At 41.6% G+C, this 23,516-nt stretch carries 18 protein-coding genes; 2 read left to right on the top strand and 16 right to left on the bottom strand.

What is annotated here, in order from left to right:
* Nucleotides 1–44: 44 nt before the first annotated feature.
* The 8 genes from AB447_RS22190 to AB447_RS22155 form a co-directional block, all read right to left on the bottom strand.
* Nucleotides 45–974 carry an NAD-dependent epimerase/dehydratase family protein gene (locus AB447_RS22190; protein ID WP_048353642.1) on the bottom strand — a complete coding sequence of 310 codons (930 nt, stop codon included), beginning with the start codon at nucleotides 972–974 and terminating at the stop codon, nucleotides 45–47.
* Nucleotides 975–991: 17 nt separating this feature from the next.
* Entirely contained in the window at nucleotides 992–2,323 is a 1,332-nt protein-coding gene (gene tuaD / locus AB447_RS22185; RefSeq protein WP_096892184.1) for a UDP-glucose 6-dehydrogenase TuaD, read from the bottom strand.
* 123 nt (nucleotides 2,324–2,446) lie between these two features.
* Nucleotides 2,447–3,628 (bottom strand): teichuronic acid biosynthesis protein TuaC, encoded by a 1,182-nt coding sequence (gene tuaC / locus AB447_RS22180; protein ID WP_048353656.1) that lies wholly within the window; start codon nucleotides 3,626–3,628, stop codon nucleotides 2,447–2,449.
* A 2-nt stretch (nucleotides 3,629–3,630) separates the two neighbouring features.
* Complete coding sequence (gene tuaB / locus AB447_RS22175) at nucleotides 3,631–5,079, bottom strand: teichuronic acid biosynthesis protein TuaB (protein WP_048353640.1); 1,449 nt, start codon at nucleotides 5,077–5,079, stop codon at nucleotides 3,631–3,633.
* Nucleotides 5,080–5,102: 23 nt separating this feature from the next.
* A complete protein-coding gene (locus AB447_RS22170) occupies nucleotides 5,103–5,756 on the bottom strand; it encodes a sugar transferase (protein ID WP_373688030.1) in 654 nt (217 codons plus the stop codon).
* A 243-nt stretch (nucleotides 5,757–5,999) separates the two neighbouring features.
* Nucleotides 6,000–7,487, bottom strand: a complete 1,488-nt coding sequence (locus tag AB447_RS22165; RefSeq protein ID WP_048353655.1) for an N-acetylmuramoyl-L-alanine amidase — start codon at nucleotides 7,485–7,487, stop codon at nucleotides 6,000–6,002.
* A 91-nt stretch (nucleotides 7,488–7,578) separates the two neighbouring features.
* Entirely contained in the window at nucleotides 7,579–9,696 is a 2,118-nt protein-coding gene (locus AB447_RS22160) for a SpoIID/LytB domain-containing protein (RefSeq protein WP_048353639.1), read from the bottom strand.
* A 35-nt stretch (nucleotides 9,697–9,731) separates the two neighbouring features.
* Nucleotides 9,732–10,049 (bottom strand): Slp family lipoprotein, encoded by a 318-nt coding sequence (locus tag AB447_RS22155; RefSeq protein ID WP_048353638.1) that lies wholly within the window; start codon nucleotides 10,047–10,049, stop codon nucleotides 9,732–9,734.
* A 194-nt stretch (nucleotides 10,050–10,243) separates the two neighbouring features.
* Between AB447_RS22155 and tagU the strand changes: the two genes are divergently transcribed.
* Complete coding sequence (tagU, locus tag AB447_RS22150; RefSeq protein ID WP_048353637.1) at nucleotides 10,244–11,170, top strand: polyisoprenyl-teichoic acid--peptidoglycan teichoic acid transferase TagU; 927 nt, start codon at nucleotides 10,244–10,246, stop codon at nucleotides 11,168–11,170.
* Nucleotides 11,171–11,207: 37 nt separating this feature from the next.
* Here the strand turns inward: tagU and wecB are convergent, their stop codons facing one another.
* A complete protein-coding gene (gene wecB / locus AB447_RS22145; RefSeq protein ID WP_048353636.1) occupies nucleotides 11,208–12,350 on the bottom strand; it encodes a non-hydrolyzing UDP-N-acetylglucosamine 2-epimerase in 1,143 nt (380 codons plus the stop codon).
* Between the two features lie 223 nt (nucleotides 12,351–12,573).
* Here wecB and galU point away from each other — a divergent pair, with 223 nt between their 5' ends.
* On the top strand, nucleotides 12,574–13,452 hold the full coding sequence (gene galU, locus AB447_RS22140; protein WP_048353654.1) for a UTP--glucose-1-phosphate uridylyltransferase GalU: 879 nt from the start codon (nucleotides 12,574–12,576) through the stop codon (nucleotides 13,450–13,452).
* Between the two features lie 52 nt (nucleotides 13,453–13,504).
* On the opposite strand, the gene tagH is transcribed toward galU, so the two are convergent.
* The 7 genes from tagH to rfbB form a co-directional block, all read right to left on the bottom strand.
* Nucleotides 13,505–15,085 (bottom strand): teichoic acids export ABC transporter ATP-binding subunit TagH, encoded by a 1,581-nt coding sequence (gene tagH / locus AB447_RS22135; protein WP_048353635.1) that lies wholly within the window; start codon nucleotides 15,083–15,085, stop codon nucleotides 13,505–13,507.
* A 20-nt stretch (nucleotides 15,086–15,105) separates the two neighbouring features.
* Nucleotides 15,106–15,921 (bottom strand): ABC transporter permease, encoded by an 816-nt coding sequence (locus AB447_RS22130; protein WP_048353634.1) that lies wholly within the window; start codon nucleotides 15,919–15,921, stop codon nucleotides 15,106–15,108.
* A gap of 184 nt (nucleotides 15,922–16,105) precedes the next feature.
* Nucleotides 16,106–17,956, bottom strand: a complete 1,851-nt coding sequence (locus AB447_RS22125) for a glycosyltransferase family 2 protein (protein WP_057957753.1) — start codon at nucleotides 17,954–17,956, stop codon at nucleotides 16,106–16,108.
* An 18-nt stretch (nucleotides 17,957–17,974) separates the two neighbouring features.
* The gene (locus AB447_RS22120; RefSeq protein WP_048353632.1) at nucleotides 17,975–19,132 is read right to left on the bottom strand and encodes a DegT/DnrJ/EryC1/StrS family aminotransferase; all 1,158 of its coding nucleotides are present in this window, start codon (nucleotides 19,130–19,132) and stop codon (nucleotides 17,975–17,977) included.
* A gap of 1 nt (nucleotide 19,133) precedes the next feature.
* Nucleotides 19,134–20,417 carry an ATP-grasp domain-containing protein gene (locus AB447_RS22115; RefSeq protein ID WP_048353631.1) on the bottom strand — a complete coding sequence of 428 codons (1,284 nt, stop codon included), beginning with the start codon at nucleotides 20,415–20,417 and terminating at the stop codon, nucleotides 19,134–19,136.
* Nucleotides 20,418–22,418: a CDP-glycerol glycerophosphotransferase family protein gene (locus AB447_RS22110; RefSeq protein WP_057957752.1), complete on the bottom strand. Its 2,001-nt coding sequence runs from the start codon at nucleotides 22,416–22,418 to the stop codon at nucleotides 20,418–20,420.
* A gap of 28 nt (nucleotides 22,419–22,446) precedes the next feature.
* Entirely contained in the window at nucleotides 22,447–23,505 is a 1,059-nt protein-coding gene (rfbB, locus tag AB447_RS22105; RefSeq protein ID WP_048356065.1) for a dTDP-glucose 4,6-dehydratase, read from the bottom strand.
* Nucleotides 23,506–23,516 lie beyond the last annotated feature (11 nt).

Raw genomic sequence — 23,516 nt, 5'->3', positions numbered from 1 at the left:
GCTAGGAAAAGGGCTGCCGGCATAAAGCCAGCAGCCGATTATGTTTATGCATTCATTTCTTTTCTATAATAGAAAATTGTTTGTTCCAGCCCTTTATCAAGCGGCATTTGCGGTTCCCAGTTCAATATTTTTTTCGTCTCTTCGTTGCACAGCGTGCTGTGGCGGATGTCTCCCGGCCTTTCATCCTGATAGATCGGAGAAAGCGCCGAATTCGTTGCTTTTTTCATTTCGGAAAACAGCTCGTTAACCGTGATGGAAAAGCCGTTTGAAACATTTAAACAAACGTTTGATTGAGCTTTAAGCGCTTTAACATTGGCCGCTGCCACATCCCCCACATAGATGAAGTCGCGGGATTGTTCTCCGTCTCCGAAAATGACCGGCGCCTTGCCGCTCGTCAACAGGTCGGAAAAGATCGAGACGACGCCGCCTTCTCCTTTTGCATCCTGGCGCGGCCCGTAAACATTGCTGTACCGCAAAATACAGTATTCGACTCCATACAGCTCATAGGCCAGCTGTAAATAGCGTTCAACCGTAAGCTTTGTCAGCCCGTACGGTGAACCGGGACTTGTTTGGTGACGGGTGTCGACAGGCAAATATTCGGGATTCCCGTAAACGGCGGCTGACGACGCAAAAACGATTTTTTTCGCGCCGCATTCACCGGCGGCTTTTATGACATGCAATGAACCTCTTATATTGATGTTTTCATCCTTCAAAAAGTCGTTGACTGACTCCGCAACGCTTACCTGTGCTGCCAAATGAATAATATAATCAGGATTAATGCGCTTGATCAGCTCGATCGCTTCAGGCTTCGTAATGTCTTCCTGATAGAAGTCCACCGGAAGACCGTCAATATTTGAAAGATGCCCTGTCGTTAAATTGTCGAGAATCGATACTTGATAATTTTCTTTTAATAGCTGTTCTGAGATATGTGATCCGATAAATCCGCATCCGCCTGTCACCAATACTTTTTCCATGAATAACACCCCGCGTTTTAAACTTTTGTTAAAATCTTCTCTCCCTGAACCTCAGGGCGGCCGATTGAATGATAAATCATTCCTTCTCTTTTCATCTCTTCAAGCTCAAACAGATTTCGTCCGTCAATCAGGACAGGCTGGTTTAAGCATGATTTCAATTTTGTTATATTCATATGCTGTACCTCCGGCCATTCTGTCAAAATGAGGCACGCGTCTGTATCTGTTACGGTTTCATACAGGTCATCGCTGTAGACGGCCTGGCTGCCGAGCAGACGCTCCGCTTCAGGGACCGCAATCGGGTCATAGGCTTTGACGTGCGCGCCAAGGCTTTTAAGCATCGGAATGACGTCCAAGGCCGGTGATGAGCGCATATCGTTTGTATTCGGTTTAAACGCCAGTCCCAGGACCGAAACCGTTCTGCCCTCGAGATCTCCAAACACGTCGAGCAGCTTTTGAACGATGTGGGCGCGCTGTTTTCGATTCGTTTCAATCACGGCTTCGATCATTTTAAAAGGATAGCCGACCGATTTGGCGATTTGCAGCAATGCCATCGTATCCTTCGGAAAACAAGAACCCCCGAAGCCGATTCCCGCTTTTAAAAACTTCTTGCCGATTCTGCTGTCAAGCCCGACTCCTTCGGAAACTTTGGACACATCGGCCCCGACTTTTTCACAGATGTTCGCGATGTCGTTAATAAAAGAAATTTTCGTTGCTAAAAATGCGTTTGCCGCGTATTTGATCATTTCCGCGCTCTCAAGATTCGATTTGACGATTGTCGTTTGAAACGGCTCATGCAGCTCTTCAATGATTGCCGCGGCTTTTTCGCTTGTTGCCCCGATGACGGCTCTTTCCATATTCATCGTGTCATAAATCGCCGTTCCTTCGCGAAGAAATTCGGGATTTGACACGACATCAAACGGATGCTCGCCCCGGGAGGCCTGCTCGATGATCGATTGAACGAGCTTTCCTGTGCCGACGGGGACCGTGCTTTTGTTGACGATGATTTTATAGCCGTTTAAATGTCTTCCGATCGTTTCGGCAACCGATTTTACATAGGTCAAATCAGCTTCTCCGCTCTCTGACATCGGCGTCCCGACTGCTATATATATAATGTCGGATTCTCTGATCGCCTTGGGAATGTCAGTTGAAAAGAACAAACGGTTTTCATCTACGTTTTTATCAACAAGCTCTTTTAGCCCGTTTTCATAAATCGGCATGATACCGGCCGAGAGACCTCTGATTTTTTCAGCGTCTATGTCACAGCAGACAACCGTGTTTCCCACCTCGGCAAAACACGTTCCGGATACCAGCCCAACATATCCTGTTCCAATAACAACTATTCTTTTCAATATCATCATTCCCTTCTCATAAGCTAACCCTTCTATCCAATAGCTTTATTAGGCGATGATTGTTTCTATCTATATTTTCCATCATGGACGCAATGCTGCCGCTTTAAACGGCTTCTTTCTTTTTCAAAGGCGGACATCGTGCAAAATACGCTCATACCGCTTCGCGAGCGCTTCTGAGTTCTGCCCGGCGTCATATTGAGAGCGAACCGTTTGATACAGCTCCTCTGCGATGTCTTCCCGCCATTTTCCTCCTTCTGTATAGCCGAGGACCGCTCGTTTTAAATCGGGGACAGAACGGGGCTCTATAAGCAGATGCCGGTGCTTTCCAAACAAATCCGGCACACCTCCGACCGCTGTGCACAAAACCGGAACCTTCAGGGCGAGCGCTTCAATGACGACGGTCGGCATTCCCTCGGAATATGAAGGAAGAACAAAAACGTCTGATGCGGCAAGGTATTCCGCTATTTGCTCATTCGCAACTTGACCCGTCAATATCGCTTTCTCTCCCGCTTTTTCCCGGAGCGCATTCTTTTCCGGTCCGTCACCGATAAAAACCGCTATATAATTGCCGTCAAGCTGCCGAACGGCTTCTGCCAGCTCAAGCACTCCTTTTTCTTTGACGAGACGGCCGATATAGACGAGCAGCGTCTGTCCCTTTGGCAGACTAAGCTTCTCCCTCAATTCGTCTTTTGAAGCGGAGGGCTTTTGGAACCGGTCAAGCCTGACCCCGATCGGGAGCACCGAGCCTTCAACGTCTGTCATCTCTTTTGTTTTGTCCTTGAGCGTATCGCTGACGGTCAAAACGTCTGCCGCCGACTGCACCGCTGTTTGAAACGCCCGATATGCGCTTCGGCTGTAATGAGGATAAATATTGACATCGCTCCCGTGCAGCGTCAGGACGTATGGAATGGAGATCCTCTGCGATACAACGGCAGCCGCTCCTCCTGAAGGCATCGCAAAATGAGCATGGATGACATCAGGAAGAAGGCGGTTTTGTTCGATTGTCCGGAGAATCGATTTAGCCATCCGGTGATGCGGCTGAGCCCATTTCAGCTGTCCGGGCAGCGCCGTATACGGCGGCCTGTAGACGGGAACCCCGTTTCGCTCCTCATAATCAGGAACGTTTCGGATGCTCCGGTATTGTTTTTTCAGCATCCTGAGAGGCGCAGGATTTACAGGCAGCGGACACATCACGGTCACATCGATGCCGAGCTTTCGCAATGCCTGCACCTGTGTTTCATGAAAAACCCCTTCCCCCGGCTTTCTGCTGCTGGGGTAAACGCTAGTCATCCAAAGTACCTTCAACATCAACCGCCCTTTCTGCTAAATTGAGCTCTCACCGCACGCCGGTAAACCTTTCCGACCAAAAAACCGTAGAAGACCGCGCTGATTCCAACCGAAACGGCCAGCTGGAGTACAGCTTCCGGAAGCAGGTGTCTAGTGCCCGCGCTCAAGAAGAGAGCGAGGACGGCCATTAACGCCGTTAAGGCGAGCGGTTTTCCGATTGTCTTGAAATAATCGCCAAGCTTCAGCTCGATGACATATTTCAGAAGCCACCTTCCGATAAAAAAGTTGATCAAACTGATGGCGGCATACGTCCAGGCGGCAACCGTCAAATCCTTTGTTAGTACAGCGGCATAAAGCGACAGCCCGTAAAGGACGAGAATGCCGCTGTCCCAATAAAAGGCCAGATCGGCTCTCCCCTTCGCCAGCAAAACCGATCCGTTCGGATTCATCAGAACCCTGAGCAGGCCGACAATTGCCAGAATGTTAAGAACAGGGACGGCGGGAAGCCACTTCTCTCCAAACACGACTTCGATAAACAGGTCAGATACGGTCGCAAGCCCGATCAGAAGCGGAAACGATGCAAGCGCAAGAAGCTTCGTCATATTCAGAAAGCCTTCCCGCAATGTCGTATTATCGCTTTGATTTTTGGAAAAGACGGGAAAGGCGACCCTTGTAATGATCGGATTGATCCTCATCACGGGAATCGTAATAATCTGATAAGCCAAGTTATAGATTCCCAAAGCCTCCGCGCCGAGAAACCGGCCGATTAAAATCATGTCAATATTCGCCCCAAGCCTGTTGACGAGCCTTGAGGCAAGCTGAAAAGCGCCGAAAGAGAAAAAATCTTTTACTTCCAGAGGCGCAAAAACAAATGAAGGACGCCATTTTTTTAAATATACAGCAAAGAACATGATCCCCTTAAACGAATTTAGAAAAACTTGTGACAAAACGTAGGCCAATATCGGATCGATCAGAAAAATTAATACGATCAGCAGAACAAAAGACAATGCATTTGCTCCGGCTTCGATTTTGCTGAGAACTTGAAATCTCAGTTCCTTTTGCAGCAAATATTGATATTGCTGTCCGACCGGGGCGATCAAAAACATCACCGCCAATATGCGAATCAGCAGCACAAGCTCATCCCGCTGATAGAAGCCCGCAATCACCGGGCTCAGGAAAAAAAGTCCGGCAAACAGCGCCATCCCTGTAATGATATTAAGCCAGTACAATGTCGATAATTGACGCTCATTGACCGTTTCTTTTTGAATCAGCGCGGCCCCAAACCCCATATCAAGCACGATTTGCGTAAACACCGTAACGGTCGTCAGCATTCCGACCAATCCGAATTCGGCGATTGTCATCATATTGCCGAGCAGCGCAAATTGCACAATCTGGATGACCGTGATGATCAACGTTGAAGCACTTGTCCATTTTGCACCGTTTAAAATTTGTTTCGTAATGGTTGACATATCTTTTTCCTAACTTTCGCGGATTATCTGGCTCCTTCACCAGTCAATACTACTTTAATTGTTTTAACCATAACCTTCAAATCGAGAAGAAATGTCAAATTTCGAATATAATACAGATCATGTACCAGCTTCTCTCTCGGACTGATGTCATAGCCTCCGTTTACCTGCGCCAGCCCCGTTAACCCCGGCTTTACAATTAAACGGTTTTTAAATCCCGGGATTTCATGATGAAACTGCGCCGTGAACATCGGCCTTTCAGGCCTCGGTCCGACAAGGCTCATATCTCCCGCCAGCACATTGATCAGCTGCGGAAGCTCGTCGATTCTTGTTCTTCTTATAAACGATCCGACGGCAGTAATACGCGGATCATCCTTCTCCGCCCATTTCGCCCCTGACTTTTCAGCGTCAATCCTCATGGAACGCAGCTTGATCAGCTTAAAGTGCTTTCCGTCCTTACCGACGCGTTCCTGGCGGTATAAAGGAGAGCCCGGAGTCTCTATAGAAATCAGGATACAAAATAATAGGATCACCGGCAGTGTAAGAGCGAGTCCGATGAGTGAAAGGACGATATCCATTGCCCGTTTTACATTTAAATAACGTTCTGCTTTTTCAGATAGAGCGCACGAATAGGTTTGCTGGCTTGAATATTCATTATACATTCTTAAGCTTTTGTCCATGCTCACTGACATACACCTCACGATTTGTTTGGTACTTTGTGATCTCTGCGTCAGTGTAGCATACGAACGTAAACTCAATGTAAAGGGCCTGTTAAAGAATATTAATTGCGTGATTTTTTTATAAATTCATTTTATTTTTTGTTAACGGCGCTACCGACTCTCCTTTTTCTTCAATCAATGGAATTATCATACTATATTTTAAGGCATAAAAAAAGAAGCCGAAACATCGGCTTCTAACGTCTTCTATCTATAGTACGCGGAAACGGCGTCATTGATCCCTTTTGCCGCTTTGTCTTTTAATGTCGCGCTTTTTAGTTTGCTCGCGTCTGATGAATTCGTGATAAAGGCCGTTTCTACTAAAACGCTCGGCATTTTAGAATATTTAATCACATAGAATCCCGCCGTTTTAACGCTTCTGTTCTTTGTTCCGAGCGCGCTGACGACCCGCGGCTGAACTTCTTCGGCAAGCCGCTTGCTGTTGGCGCTTTGATACGTTTCATCATAGTATGTTTCGGTTCCGGCAGCTGAAGGGGTTGCTGAATTGGCGTGAATGCTGATAAACAGGTCGGCGTTCGCGTTTGCGCCTTTTTTCACCCGCTCTTCAAGCGAATAGAACGTATCGTTTGACCGTGACAGCACCGGAATAGCGCCTGCACTGTTCAGCTTGCTGTTCAGCCGTTTTGCGATATCCAGGTTTACGTCCTTTTCCTGCAGGCCGTTGCCGATTGCACCAGGATCCTGGTCACCGTGCCCCGGATCGATGAAAATCGTTTTGCCGACGGCCGGATTTTTAAGCTGGGTGAGGACTTTTGCAGCAACAGAAGGCGTTCCGCCTATTACAGAGAAGGTTTTAATATTTTTGTCGCCGATGAACGCTCTCGGTTCTTTTGATAAATTTTCTCCGTTTGTCAGAAGGATCGCTTTGTTTTGTTTTGCAGCAAGAGCGGCTCCTACGACGGCATCAGGAAAGCGGAAACCGTTGGTGATATACGTGTTGCTCGTACTTAAACCAAATTTCTTTGCAATATTAACTGAAAGATCATATCTGTTTTTTCCCGAAATCCGTGTAGGTGACGGGAGCTTTGAATACAGCGAGCCATTGATGCTGTTTGTTCCTCCGACTACAATCGTTTGTTTAATACCTTTGCTTTTGATTGCTCCGGAAGTGGCGCTGTTTAACGTTTTTTCATTGGTAAATAAAATAGGGTAACCGTTTTTAGCCGCATATGGAATGACAGCGATCGAATCTTGGTATACAAATCCGTTTGCTACAACTGCTTTTGATGTGCTCGACATGGCGTTGGCCACTTTTGCTGCAGTCTCATACCGGGTGCTTCCTGCAATTCTTTTCACCGAAATCCCCAAATTTTTAATTTGCGTAGCTACTCCGTTCGATACTGCAGGAGTTCCGCCAACAATCACCACATTCTTCGTCTTTAACTCTTTTAATCGGTTTTTTGTTTCTGAAGAAAGATTTGTTTTATTTGTTAATAAAAGAGGCGCATTTTTTTGATAAGCATACGGGATGGCTGCAATCGCATCCGAATACGCATCCCCGCCTACAATAACTGCCGTACTGGCGCTTGACCAGCCCTTTTTAGAGGCCTCAACTGCCGTAGCATAGCGGGTATTCCCGGAAATCCTGTTTGCTGAATTGTCTGCCAGCGCAGAAGGTATGAATAGGACAAGGCCTAAAAAGCTGAATGTCAGGACCTTTAATAATGATCGCAATATCTTTCCCTCCAAATATTTCAAATCATTGGGCAATAAAAAGGAAAACAAGAGACGAAGCTGCCTCCTGTTTCCGCTTTAAAATGTTAGTTTAATAGTTCGTTAACGTCGTTTTCGGATAATAGAATTTTAAAATAGAACTATATGAATTCCCCGCCGCGGCTCTCGCTTTCGCTCCGTATTGGCTCATGCCGATACCGTGGCCGTATCCTTTTCCGCTAATGACGAACTGTTTCGATTCTTCCTTCACGCTCGCATACGTGCTTTTAAAAACGGAAGCTCCTATTATCGTTCTTAGATCCGTCGTTAACACATCAATCGTTGCGGTTTTACTCGCCACTTTTGATCCGTTTTTCACAAGATAATTGACTTTGATCGACGCATTCTTAGGGCGCTGTCCTTGTGTTTTCCCGCTGAAGGAGAAGGAACTGATGCCCGCAATTTTGACGCCGTCTGCACTTGTTTCTTTGTTTTTAACGATCCAGTTATTTAACCCTTTCAGCTGCGATGCATTCGCCTCTGTCGTTTTTGACCACCATGAGTCGGCGCTGCTCAGATTAAGAGAACCGGTATTAATTTGTGTTTTGGATAGCGTTAATGACCAGCTGTTTTGCGGATCCATGGAATCCTTTTGGGCAATCAGATAAGGAACTTTTGAACTCCACACCTCATTGCTCGCTTCCGTGTAGCCGCCGTTGCTTGAAGAATAAACCGCTGTGATCAGGCTGCCATTGTATTTCAGAACCTTTCCTTTTGTTTGATCCACAGCCTTGCTGGAGTTTGAAGACCAGCTGTATCCGCCGTAAACCTGAAACGCCGTTGTATCCGCAACTGTTTGTCCGATTTTGCTGACCGAATATGTACGAGCGGCTACAGCCTGCGCTTTTAACGCTTCTAACGGCCAGCTTGCCGGCATTTCATTCGGCACAACCCCTTTTAAATAATCTTCAAACGGAATATCAACATTGACCGGTCTGACGTATTTTCCGGATTCCACGGTGAAATCGACCGTCCCTAAATATTCTTTATTGTTAATGCTGATCCGGTTTGAAGTAGAGTATTTTTCAGGCTGGATTTTAACAGCGGTTCCAAATGTTTTGATATTTTTCAAACTCATGTTTCCGCTGCTGACATTCAGGTTATAAGATTTTCCGCCTACTAAGTAAAATTCCTTAGACAGATTGCTTTGCAGGCTGCTTGAAAGCGAATTTGTGCTTCCGATCAGATTAAACGCATACGTTCCTTTTTCTTTGAATATGGATTTTGCGTTGGAAGGCACTTCATCTTTTTTGACGAACAGCAGCTGACGGTTTTGTTTAGCTGCCATAGATGAGCCGATTAGTACGTCTGCATACTTTGTGCCATTTACCACAACTGCTTTGTCAGTGCTTAAGTTTAAATATTTTATAATGTTCGCAGACAGCTCGTATCTGGTTGAGCCCGGAATTCTTGTAATCTGATCAGCTTGTTTTTTGATCTGGCTTTCTACTTTGCTGCTGACGCTTGAAGTGCCTCCTACCACAATTACTTTTTTAGGAAGTTTATAATTAGGAAGATAATCCGTACCCGCCAAAAGTATCGGGTACCCATTTTTAGCAGCATAAGGAGCAATGGCAAGCGCATCTTGATAAACGTTTCCTGTTACCACAATCGCTTTATCATAGCTTCCCATCTCTTTTGCAATATTTTCAGATAATGCGTAGCGGTTCTTACCGCTGATTCTTTTTGTAGCTCCGTATTTCTTCAGCTTGCTTTCGACACTTTTTGAAATACTTTTCTCTCCGCCGATCACCAAAATGTTATCGGGATTTAATTTCTTGATTTCACTTTCGGTAGCTGATGTAAGCTTGTCCGGCTGAGAAAGCAGTATGGGAGCATCTAACTTTTTGGCCAAGGGAATGACAGAGAGCGAATCTCTGAAAAGCTCCTCATCCTTGTTCATGACGATAACAGTAGACGGGTTTTTCCATTCGCTGGAAGCGATAGTGTTTGCAGTATCATAACGCGTTGCCCCGCCATATCGTTTTGTATCCGTGACATTGCTGCCGGTCACTTTGTAATATCCCGCGGTTGAAATATCCAAACTTGTCTTATTGCCGACATAGTTGGTCAGCTTGACGGATATGGAATCTGCAGCGAAAGAAACGGAAGGAGTAATGAACAACATCATGATAAGTGCAAACAACATCACTTGCTTTGTTTTTTTCAAGACTCTAAATGTCTCCCTTCATTGACAGGCTTAAATTACTTCCCGCTTTCAATTTTTTTCAATTCAAGCTGTCCTTTTTCGGCTTTTTTGTAAGTCACTTTTACTTTTTGTCCGTCTTTTAATTGATCGATGTCGCCTTCGTAGTCACCGACAATGTTTAAGCTGACAGGCTCATTATTAATCTTCACCTCAATCGTATGAGAGTCTGCCTGTCCAACGAACGTACCGTCCTCCGTTTGAACCTGGTCGGTTTGGTTGGTTTGCTCGGTTTGTTCGCCTTGCTTTGCCTGTTCGGCAGTGCCGCATCCGGCTAAAAGCAGCATAAAGAACGTAAACGCCGCAAGTTTCTTCATTTTTCATCACCTCTTGTTTTTTATCGACAAACATTTATAATTTTATAGAAGAATGCGGCTCTTTGTAACATTCTTAAGGGCTATTTAATTTACTTGTAATATTAAAACCAGAGATATGAAAAAATTAGTTGTTTCTAGTATTTTTAAAATTTATAATCAAATCAGATTATAAAAACTTTTAAGCGAGGAAAATGATGAGAGCTGAAAAAAGAAAAAAGAAAAGGAAAATCCTTTTCATTATTTTAACGATTATTGGCTTATTCGTTTTATGTACCGGCGGCTATGCGTACTATCTTTGGAATAAAGCAGCCTCAACCGTCGCCAGCATTCATGAGGATCTCGGAAAGTCTGATAAACGGCACAAGCAGGTGGACGTCAACAGCAAGGACCCAATCGCGGTCTTAATCATGGGTGTTGACGAAAGGAAAGGCGACAAAGGACGGGCTGACTCGCTCATCTATATGACGGTGAATCCAAAAACGAATACAACAGAAATGGTGAGCATTCCGCGTGATACGTACACCAAAATCATCGGTAAAGGAAAGATGGACAAAATCAACCATTCCTATGCCTACGGGGGAACCCAGATGACCGTCGATACGGTTGAAAACTTTTTGGACGTGCCTGTAGATTACTTTGTGAAAGTGAATATGGAGAGCTTCAAAGATATTGTCGATACGCTCGGCGGAATTACGGTGAACAGCACGTTTGCCTTCAGCTATGACGGATATTCATTCAAGAAAGGCGAAATCACGCTGAATGGGGAAGAAGCGCTTGCTTACACCCGGATGAGAAAACAGGATCCAAAAGGCGACTTCGGAAGACAGGAACGCCAGCGCCAGGTTATTGAAGGCATCATCAAAAAAGGGGCAAACATCTCTTCCGTAACGAAATTCGGCGATATGTTCAAAGTAATCGAAGACAACGTGAAAACAAATCTCACGTTTGACGATATGTGGGATATTCAGTCAAACTACAAATCAGCGCGCAACAATGTCGTGCAGCACCAGCTCAAAGGCCAGGGAACCAAAATTAACAGAATCTATTACTATAAGGTCTACGAAAGCGACCGTGAATCGATTTCAAAAGAATTAAAAGAAAGCCTTGGGCTTAACAATTAACAAAGCGGGCTCCGCACACGAAATGCGGAGCTCGTTTTTAATGTTCATTAAACGGAAGAGGATTGTCCGTCCGATAGCCAAAACGATAGAGGATCTCATCGACGATGCGCTTGGACGCGTTTCCGTCACCGTATGGGTTCGACGCTTTTGACATTCTTTGATACTCATCAGGATCATTCAGCAGCTGCTTCGTCAGCTCGTATACATCTTCTTCATTCGTCCCGGCCAGTTTTAATGTTCCGGCTTTTACGCCTTCAGGCCGTTCTGTCGTATCCCTTAATACAAGAACGGGTTTTCCGAGCGAAGGCGCTTCTTCCTGCACGCCTCCGGAATCGGTTAAAATGAAATGCGCTCTGGAAGCAAAATTATGAAAATCGATCACCTCCAGCGGCTCAATTAAATGAACCCTGTCCGAACCCCCGAAATGAAGCTCGGCAGCTTGTCTGACGACGGGATTTAAATGGACTGGATAAACAACCTGTACGTCTTCGAATTCTTCCGTGATCCGCCTGATCGCCCGAAACATGTTTTCCATCGGCTCGCCTAAATTTTCGCGGCGGTGCGCGGTCAACAGAATCATCCGGCTGCCGGCCATCCGATCGAGAAGCGGATGCGAGTATTCTTCCCGCACCGTTGTTTTCAAGGCATCGATGGCTGTATTTCCCGTAACGAAAATGGAATCGGCATTTTTATTTTCCGCTAACAAATTGGCCTCAGCCTGCTTTGTCGGCGCAAAATGAAAGTCTGCAATCGCACCTGTCAGCTGGCGGTTCAATTCCTCAGGAAATGGAGAATATTTGTTTCCGGTTCTCAATCCGGCTTCGACATGGCCGACTGAAATCCTGTGATAAAAAGCGGCAAGGCTGCCTGCAAACGTGGTCGTCGTATCACCGTGTACAAGAACAAGATCAGGCTTGATCTCTTGAAAAAGCCGGTCAAGCTTCGTCAGCGCATTTGATGTGATGTCAGCCAGTGTCTGCCGTTCCTTCATGATATTCAAATCAAAATCAGGCCGAATATGAAACGCGTCAAGCACCTGATCAAGCATCTGCCTGTGCTGTGCGGTAACCGTCACATACGATTCAATCTCCGGGTGTTTTTTTAATTCAAGCACAAGAGGAGCCATCTTAATCGCTTCAGGTCTTGTACCGAATACTGTCATGATCTTAAGTTTTTTCATTTCGGCATATTCTCCTTTTTCACTGACGATACGTTATCGCAATTATTGATTTGTATTTTATCATAACATGATTGTTGTGCTGGATCATTCGTCAAAAATAAGCAAATGATTTTCTTCATACTGCTAATACGTGTGAAAACTCACGAATTGTGGTAAAGTTTAAAGAAAGCATGAAAACCATTGCAAAAATGATTCTTTAAAGATTAAGGAAGGTGCTTTATTGATGAAAAAAGTTAGAAAAGCCATTATACCTGCGGCAGGGCTTGGTACCCGCTTTCTCCCGGCGACGAAAGCAATGCCGAAAGAGATGCTTCCCATTGTCGACAAACCGACGATCCAGTACATAGTTGAGGAGGCAATCGATTCCGGTATTGAAGATATCATTATCGTAACCGGTAAAGGAAAGCGCGCCATCGAAGACCATTTTGACCACGCGCCTGAACTGGAACGCAATCTTGAAGAAAAAGGAAAAAAAGAGCTGCTTGAAAAGGTTCAAAAAGCATCCAATATGGCTGACATTCATTATATTAGACAAAAAGAGCCAAAAGGACTCGGACATGCCGTATGGTGTGCGCGCAACTTCATCGGCAATGAGCCTTTTGCCGTTTTGCTCGGGGATGACATCGTTCAGGCAGAAACGCCTGGGCTGCGCCAGCTGATGGATGAATATGAGAAAACCCTTTCTTCCATCATCGGCGTTCAGCAGGTGCCTGAAGACGAAACACATCGCTATGGAATCATCGATCCTCTCACAAAAGAAGGACGCCGATACCAAGTGAAGAACTTTGTTGAAAAACCAAAACCGGGAACTGCCCCTTCCAATTTGGCGATCCTCGGCCGCTATATCTTCACTCCTGAAATCTTCATGTATTTAGAAAAACAGGAAGTCGGAGCAGGCGGAGAAATTCAACTGACAGACGCAATCCAAAAATTAAATGAAATTCAGCGCGTTTTTGCATACGACTTTGAAGGCAAGCGATATGACGTCGGTGAAAAGCTTGGCTTTATTCAAACGACGCTTGAATTCGCCATGCAGGATAATGAGCTGAAATCAAAACTTGTTCCATTTATGGAAGGTCTCTTGAACAAAGAAGAAATCTAATTCAGCGCAAAACAAAAACTGGCAGGAATGAAGATCCTGCCAGTTTTTCATTTTACTGAATAACGCTCAGCGTATGCTTTTCATTGTCGACGATAAACGTCTGCTTATCTGTTTTGACGATAAACCGCTTCTGATCCTCGTCAAATGTCACCTGATCTTCTTGAAGCGACAGCGACGACGGGCTGACAGGCTGCAGATCATAAAACACAACCTCCGCCGCCTTCCCGCCATCTAACACATAGCTGACGTTTTCATAGCCGAGATGGAAGCTGTCCCTTCCGTCATCAAACGTTTTTTCTTCCTCTCCTCTCAGCCCTGACTGCAAGACTGCCTTGTCTTTCCCTAGAAACGAAAGAAAATATTCGTATGAGGATTGATGTTTTTCTGTAAAGTACGGCTGAAACGCATTCACTGACAAACCGGCATGCGAAAGGTTTTTCTCCAAAGAAACACCGTTTTTAACAGCAAAATAGCTTTTTCCGTTAAACGTAATCTTCACCTGTTTTTTATTTTGGGACACCAGCGTCACTTCTGTTCCGAATGGCAAAGAAACGGACGTTTTGTGTTTCATTTCTTTGTCGCTGTATGTCTGAAGACGATCATTCATCACATATGCGGGCTGATTCACCGCCGTAAAATTCCCTGCTTTTTGTTCAGCATGATGCTTTTCGATTTTTTTCGTTTCCGCACCAAATGACGCAGCCGTCCGCAAAGGGGTGTTGGCAAACATCGTGGCCGCACTTGCGATGAGCAGTACCGTAAGAACGGCAATTTGAATCGCATTTACGATCGTTTCAGGCTTCTTCTTTTTTTCATAACGACGGACCGTTTTCTCTTCTTCTTGAGCACGCATCCGGCTTTCGATATGTTCTTTTTGATACTTTTTCTTTTCCTTTTTCGACAGCTTATTGAACCAGTCAATAAAAGCTTTATATTCCTTAACAACCTTTTTGGTCTCATCAAACATGCGCATTTCGCCATAATGCATCCAGGCTACGCGGTCGCACATTTTTTCGATTTGGCCGATCGAATGGCTGACAAAGAAAATCGTTTTTCCGCGCTCTTTAAATTCATTAATTCTGTCGACGCATTTTTGATAGAACGTCTGGTCACCGACGGACAACGCTTCATCAATAATTAAAATATCAGGATCAATATGGGCTGATATCGCAAAACCGAGGCGCGATTTCATCCCGCTTGAATAGCTTTTGACAGGCTGATTAATGAAATCTCCGATATCGGCAAACTCGACGATTTTATCGTAAAGCTCATCAATCTCTTTGTTGGTCAATCCCATCATCAAACATTTAAGCCGGATGTTGTCCCTCCCGCTCAACTGGTTGTTCAACCCGGCAGAGATCGCGATCAGGGACGGCTGCCCATTCATCTCGATTTCACCGGTTGTCGGAGGAATCACCTTCGCCAGCAGATTCGACATCGTCGATTTTCCGGATCCGTTGATTCCGACAAAGCCGATGGTCTCCCCTTCATAAACATCAAAGGAGACGTTTCGCACGGCAAAGAAACCTTTATCATTTTTGTCCGGCAAAAACAGCGCTTTTATCTTTTCAGACTGTCTCTCGTACAGATGATACTGTTTTGAAACATTTCGAAACGAAACTTTTAGTTTCATCGTATAATCTCCTTACTTTATTAAAGAAAGTCAACAAACTTGTCCCTGAATTTCATATGCAGGATCGAACCCACCGTCAATAACAGCAATGTGAATAACCAGAAATACAAGGTATAGTTTATATCTTCAAAAAACCAACGGCCGTTTAAAAAGCTGTTTCTGAAGCCGTCTATAATATAGAAAAGCGGATTTAATTTTAAGACCGCCAACACATGCGGCCTGTTGGCCAAGCTGTGCGCCACATCCCAAAAGATCGGCATCAGGAAAAACAGCAGCCTTGTCCCGGCCTGAAGCAAAAATTGATAATCCCTCACTAAAACGCTGATGGTCGAATTAAGCAAACTGAACGAAAACATAAACGCGAGCATACAGAACAGAAAATAAAAATATTGCAGCCAATGCAGCGTTGGGAAATTTCCGCTTCCCAAAAGTATTAAGACATAGATGAACGTCATCGCCAAATAGCTGAATAAATTGGAAGCAATCACAACGGCAGGCAATGAGCTGATCGGAAAATTCATTTTAGACACTAAGTTAATTCTTTTATATACACTGTTTGATCCATCAAGAATCGTAGGGCTGATAAAAAACCATGGAATGATGCCGGCAAGCATCCAAATAATAAACGGGTAATGGTCAACATCTGCCCTGGCGCCTTTAATTCCGGTTCCAAACACAAACCAATAAGCTAAAATCTGGATCAGCGGATTTAGAAACTGCCAAACAACGCCCAAATAATTCATTTGATACTTTGACTTCGTTTCATAAACCGCAAGCCGCATAATCAGCGGAAGCGAAGAAAATACCTCTTTTAGAACCTTCACCAATGCATTCATTCTAATCTTCCTTAGGTTAAAATTTGGGGCTTTTGCATGTAACTTTACTTTTAAAAGCACCGCTCATTATTGTAACAGATTTAATGTTTTTTTTCACTTTTGAGTAAGTTTTCATCTTTAGTGCTGTGTTTTCAATGTAATCAGCTTTCATAAGGAAAAAACTGCCGGAATACCGACAGTCCCTTTACTTTTTTATTTTGGCCATAATGCTAGTAAGAATATTATGGCTTTTAATCGACAGATTATTTTTCTCGGTTTTATACAATTGAATGTTTTGTCTGCCTCTTTTCATTTTTAAATGAAGATGGCCGGAGTATTGCTGACTGCTTAATCGATAATGTTTCTTTTGTGATACAAAATAAAAGTCATATGTCATATAATCATCAAAAAAATGATCCCAGAGAATTTCATATTCGTTCAAACTTTTTTGTAAGAAGAATATTTTTTCCTTAGTTAATCTATTTTTCAAGTAAAAACCTTCACTGCTGCTCAACGGATCACTTGTCACCAAAGATAATTTATTTTCATCAAATGTTATAGATGCAACTGAGAAATTCATTAAACTTAATGATAAATTATCCTGTGGCGTAAAGTAAAATTTGAATCCTTGTACATTGTTCTCACCTGATTCTTCAAATGTTCCGAAGGTCTTCCTGGAAATTCTGAACTTATCTTCTTTATTTTTATATTTAAAATTCAGATAAATATCGTAAATGCCTGTTGCTTCATTCTCAAAATGCTGAAAAGGAACTTTTGCAGTAAAAAGGTCCAAATCGTTTTTTATAAAAGTAAAGACCTTTTTTTCATCTGTATGATGCCTGGATTCGAATGATATTTCAATTTTAACATCTTCCTTAAATAACGAAGGAAGATTTAAATTTTCAATATATATATTATTTTCATCTGTATAAAATTTTTCTATCTTAACAAACTCTTTTTTTAATACTTTTATTTCAAACAGCTCATCAGGTATCCCAAAATGCTCGTCTCTAAAAAATGGAAGACCCCAATAATATCTTCCGTCTTCGACAATTATTCTCCCGTTTGGCTTTGCTGTTAAATAAAAAATTAATTCTTCTTTCATATCGTTCAACAAGAAGTATATATATAAGTTATTTAAGATGCCCAAGTCGTTATCATAGATATTTCTTACTTTTAATAATAAATCCTTAGTTTTGTCATAGAAGATATCTCTGAACTTCTTATTGTAAACAATATTATTGATAGGGAAAAATATCCTTTCGATATTTCTCTTTAAAAATTCATTCGTCAGCTCGGGATCGCCGAATTGTTCGAAGTAGTTTATTTGGTAATAAACAGATTCCATCCGGTCCATAAAATTGTTGATGTCCCCATTTAACTGAGTAATTGATTTTTGAGCTGCCTCAGCCCCTCTTTTTCTCCACAAGTAAACGATATCCGTAATGATGGCTATTCGATTTGCATATAAAAAAGCTTTGTGAACCATAGGCCTGTCTGCATACAGCATTTTAGGAGGCATAAAGCATTCATGATCAAAAATCAGGCTTCTTCTGAAAATTTTATTCCAATAAAAACCATCATAAAATATATCCAAAAAATCTTTCACGTTGTCAACAATTCTGTGTTCTTTCCAAACTTCGCGTTCTTTTTTATAAATAATTTCTTTTTGAATACCATCAATTAAAATATTGGGTCTTCCGATTACAATGTCCGAGTTTGTTCTTTTAGCTTCTTCGTACATTTTTTCATAAGCATTTAAAGGAACAATATCATCGGAATCCATTATCGTAACAAATTCTCCGCTTGCGTGGCGGAGGCCGTTGTTTCCTGCAATAGCGCCTCCGCTGTTATTCTGGTTGATTACTTTAACATTTTTATATTCGCTGTATTCTTCTAAAATGAGATGGCTATTATCAGGACTTTCATCGTTTACAATAATGATCTCTATATCTTTAAGCGATTGATTGACAAGAGAATCCAAGCATTCTCTTAAATAGTCTTCTGTATTGTAGACTAAAACTACGACACTCAATTTATAGTTGTAATTTGACAATTTATTCACCCTACTAATTTATTTTAGAGAGCCCGTCAGACTCGAAAGCTTGGAATTATAGTCATCCATCAGTTTCATCATGATTTTACAAATTTGGTCTACACTGCTTTCATGAAGTTCCGCGTACATCGGCAGAGCCAGCATCCTTTCGCTTACAGATAAAGCAGTCGGAGTCTCGCCTTTGGGATATTGGCAAAATTTGAACTCATTGCATAGAGGATAAAAATATTTTCTGGTGTATAAATTATATTTTTTTGCTTCATTAAAAACATAATCACGAATTTCTTTGCTGTTAAATAATACTGGGAAGTACGAGTAGCTATGAGATACTCCATCCATTTCGTTCAATATGGTAATCGAGGAAAGTTTAGCGAGATATTTCCGATACGCTGCATAAACTTTTTTTCTGGCAAGAATATCTTCATCGATTGTCTGTAAATTAACGAGCCCCATTGCAGCTTGAAATTCGTTCATTTTTGCATTTACACCTGGATAATCAATTGAATCCTCAGCTGCTATTCCGAAATTTTTCATGGCATTCAGCTTTTTTCCGATCGCAGGATCTCTAAATACGAGCAAACCGCCTTCAATAGAATGAAATACTTTTGTCGCATGCATGCTGAACATAGAAATGTCGCCGAATTCTGCAATGCTCCTTCCGTTTAATGAAACTCCAAACGCATGGGCTGCATCATAAATCACTTTCAAGTTATATTTCTCGGCTATTTTTTCGATTTCATATACATCACAAGGATTTCCGTACACATGAACAGCAACAATTGCAGATGTTTTGTCAGTAATTAAACGTTCGATTTGATTTGTATCGATATTGTAAGTATGAGGTTCAATATCACAGAAGACCGGTTTCAGACCCGTATTTAAAATGGCTTGAACAGTTGAGGCAAACGTAAAAGGCGTCGTTATCACCTCTCCGCTTAAATCCAAGCTTTTTAAAGCCAATTCTAACGCAGAGTGCCCATTTACAAACAGTTCCAAATGGTGATTTGTTTGCAAATACCCTGTTAGTGCCTCCTTGAATTCTTCATGAAGCGGACCGTTATTGGTCAGCCAGTTATTATCCCAAATTTTTTGGATTTTTGCTAAATAAGCTTCCATCGATGGGAGCTTTGGTTTTGTAACGTTGATACGTTCATTGAATTTTAAATGTCCGGCCATTTTAATATCTCCAGTCAATTAAAGCTTCAACCGAGTCCACATCAAATACTGGAATATTTAAGTTTCGAATTTCGAGACGTTCCTGAAAAGAATCATCTATGAAAATTGACGGAACATCATGCTGAATTGAAGCTGATTTGTTTTCAGACTTCCTAATATGAATGATCTCATCAAAAAGATCCGCACTGATTTTCAGGCTTTTAAGGGTAGTCCTGATGTCATGAATATGTTTGGTGATGAGGATGAGCTCCTTTTCGTCTCTCACACACTGATATAAAAACTGCATTAACACTGGATTGACTTTAAAGTTGTTTGTAATAGTATCATCAAAGTCAACGTAGACTCTTTTATATTCATAGTTCAGTTGAAACCTGTTGATTAAGGCCCTGTCGACTTCTACTTCCAATTCATTATCGATTACATCCAAGGCGTAGCCCATTCTGTCTAAGAGGCTTAACAGCGGAAAATTCACGCCTTTATTGCGGTACAGGCTCATCGTTCCGGCGATGCGGGGAGCAATCTCAAGAAGTTTTAGTCTGCCGTTCTTATCGGCTTTAAGCTGAAAGAACCAGGCGCCTCTGAAATCCAGCTTATCATTTAAGATATGTGCGATTCGCTTCGTGGAAGGGTCCAAAGGCAATGTAACCGAATTAACACTAATACCGCTTTTGACCCTTCTTCTTTCCCTCTTTCCGACAAATTTTAATTCGCCATCTTTGTTCGTAAAACAATCAATCGTATACTCCGCTCCAGGGAGATATTCCAATATAAGCAGATCTTTTGCTTTTTTTAAATAGAAATTTAATTCATCGATATTTTCGGCCAAGGCAACTCCTTTAGATCCTTGTCCAACATCAGGCTTCAAAAAGACCGGAAATGCCTTCACATCATTTTTATGTTCAAACATTTTTGGAACAAAGTCTTCTTTAGCCAAAAATTCGTATGTTTTCTTTTTAGACCTTGCAATTTCGCATGTTTCAGCAGAAGACGTGATAACTTGCGCATTCAGCCTGCTTCTCTCTTGGGCAAGTTTTAGAACAACACTGTCATGTGCTGGAAATATATAGTCTATGTTGTACTGATCGACTACCTCATTTAACTTTCCTATAAAGTCGGCGGAGTCAATATTCGGAAGGTGTTCAACATAGTTTTTGTATACAAATCTTCCATGGTCAGGCACACTTGAGGCACCAAAAAGATTAATATTTTTTACAAATTTTAATGAATTATGAATTTCCAGGCCGATTTCAGACCCGCATGGAAATACTAAAACGTTTTTATTCAATTATTTACCTCCCTCGAATACTTCCCGTATGACCTTTGCCGATGAGTCCCCTTTTTCCAGGTAGCAGTAGGCCCCGACAAAATCCTGGTATTGATCTTCAAATTTTCTTTGTACTTCATCTATGTCTTTAATAGCGCTGATCAATTCTTCATTTGTTTTTAAGATCGGTCCTGGCAAATCTTTTTCCATATCAAGATAAAAGCCTCTAATTTGATTCTTATACATATCAAAGTCATATGCATAAAACAACATCGGTCTCCCTGTATTGGCAAATTCAAAAAATACCGAAGAATAGTCTGTGATAAGGATATCTGAAATCAAATAGAGCTCTTGAATGTCATCGTAAGAAGAAAGATCATAAACAGATGATGCAAGCTCCTCAGAAATATTTAGAGATTCAGAAATCAAATGGTGCATTCTCAGTACCAGTACATATTCATCTGAAAGCTGCTCTTTGAATTGATTGAGGTCGATTTTCAAATCAAACACATGATTCCATGAACTTGCAGCTTGATTATCTCTCCATGTAGGAGCATATAAAATAACCTTTTTATCTTTAGGAATTCCAATTTTCTCTTTGATTTGTTGTTTTATGATAGAGGCATCCCTCTTGTAAAAAATGTCATTTGCCGGGTAGCCGAATTCAAGCATCTTTTTGTTGAATTTAAAAGCTCTTCTAAAAATTCCGCTTGAATACTGGTTGGCCGACAATAAATAATCCCAGTTTCGGGATTCTAAATAGAAATTTTCTCTTGCCATTTTTTCGGGTCCGTCGACTTCAATATCATATCCAAGCTTTTTTAAAGGCGTACCATGCCAAGTTTGAAGATAAATATTTCCTTCGCGTTTTCGATGAACAGGAAAAATGATATTACTCACCCAATATTTTGAAAGGGCCAGATATTTATAATATTCTTCACTTTCTCTTTGAACAATGATCGGTTCCCCCGGTATTTTTTCTTCACCGGAATAAGACCAGACAAAAGTGAACTTATCACCATAACCCATTTTAAGCATTTCTTCATAAATATATTTTGGGTTGCCTGAATAGCTTTTTCCTAAAAAGCTTTCGAAAAAAACCATTCGCCTGTTCAAAGGATGTCTCTCGCATGTTTCATTAAAAACAGTTTTACCCTTTGCGATTGCATAGGTTTTCTCAAATTGCGGTTTATCAGTATACCAGAGTGCAAGGCTTTCTTTTCCCATTGTGGCATAGAGCACGGATTGCATTCCGTTCGTATCAGGATTCACGAGCAGATATCGATCCTCTTCATGATCAAAATTATCATATCCGTTCATCTCTATTAATTCTTTGTAAATTACCTTATTCAAGCCATCCCTAATTTGTAAAAACAAATCCCATCTGCTATTGACATTTAAATCGTTTTTTAGCTTGTCTATTAAAATAATATCCTTAAAGTAAATATCCTCATTGCAATAAAAGTCTAAATTAAAGCCATATGCCTTTTTATTATCCCTTCTAACCATAATGAGCTCTAATTTATTAATTTCCTGGGCAGGTTTAACACTTTCAATTTGTCCTTCAATATAAAAGTTTTTTCCAACTGTCTTTAAATGTTTAATTTTATGAAAAAACAAGACTCTTTTCGTGTTGAAGGATAAATAATTGTCTTTTGTTTTATAAGAACTGATTTTAAAATTGCTATCCTTATTAATTTTGGAAAATCCATAATTTGTTTTTGAAAACGGAGTCCTTTTAGACAGATACCTGTTGTACAGCTTTGCTTTTACGTAAAAATCCAACACAGTACTGTCCGCTAAAGAAAGAATATCTTCATAATTAAAGTCCGCTTGATTATGTTTGATCTCTTTTTTCAGCCTTCTGCCGGTTGACCTGTCTTTTATAACAAAAAACTTTTGGCCAATAAACGGTTTTAAACCGGTAAAATGAAATGATAATCGGTCATTTTCAGATTGAATGCTGACTCTGTGGTTCTGAATGCTCCTGTACATTAGTTTTTTCATCATTTTTTTAAACATGCTTTGACCTCAATTACGTTCATTAATATTATTTTGTTTCATAAGTTAGCCTATAGTATTCTTTGTAGCTTTCATTCATGATATTTTCCATCCAGGCCTGATTTTCAAGATACCATTTAATCGTTTCCCGTATCCCTGATTCCCATGTTACATCCGGCTTCCATCCAAGATCCCTCGTGATCTTTTCGGAATTTATCGCGTATCGTCTGTCATGGCCTTTTCGATCTTGAACATACGTTATCAGTTCTTCAGTAATATCCTCATTCACATTGTCATGTAAATATTTAATTATGGTTTTCACCAATTCAATATTTGTTTTTTCGTTATATCCGCCGACATTATAAATTTCTCCCGGCGCAGCTCCCTGTATAACCAAATCTATTGCCTTGCAATGATCCTCAACATACAGCCAATCCCTGACATTCAAGCCATCGCCGTATAAAGGAATATCCAGCAGGTTGAGACAGTTATTGATAACAAGAGGAATCATTTTTTCCGGAAATTGATATGGCCCGTAGTTATTTGAGCACCTCGTGATATTGACAGGGAACTTGTAGGTATCAAAATAGGATTTTACAATTAAGTCGGCAGATGCTTTACTGGAAGAATACGGACTGTGAGGATCTAAAGGCGTTGTTTCAGAAAATAACCCCTCTTTCCCTAAAGAACCGTACACTTCATCTGTTGAAACTTGTATAAACTTCTTCCCGGCCTGAAAATCCCCGTTATCCAATTCCCACTTGTCTTTTGCTGCATTTAGCAGGTTTGCTGTTCCGAGGACGTTGGTTTTCACAAAGATATCAGGGTTTTGGATACTTCTATCAACATGCGATTCCGCCGCAAAATTTACTACATAATCAATATCGTGCTTTTCAAAAACATTTTTAATGGCTTCATTATCGCTAATATCTGCTTTAACAAACTGATAATTATCATACTTTTCAATTTTGGTTAAGTTCTCAAGGTTACCAGCATAAGTAAGATGATCCAAATTGACAATAAAAATATCATTATATTTTTTTAGCATATAATGAATAAAATTAGACCCGATGAATCCTGCCCCGCCTGTTACCAGATATACTTTCATTATTTTCTCTC

Source organism: Bacillus glycinifermentans (assembly GCF_001042475.2).
Lineage (GTDB): Bacteria > Bacillota > Bacilli > Bacillales > Bacillaceae > Bacillus > Bacillus glycinifermentans.
The sequence above is the reverse complement of the archived record's forward strand: the minus strand, read 5'-3'. Positions and strand labels throughout refer to the sequence as shown.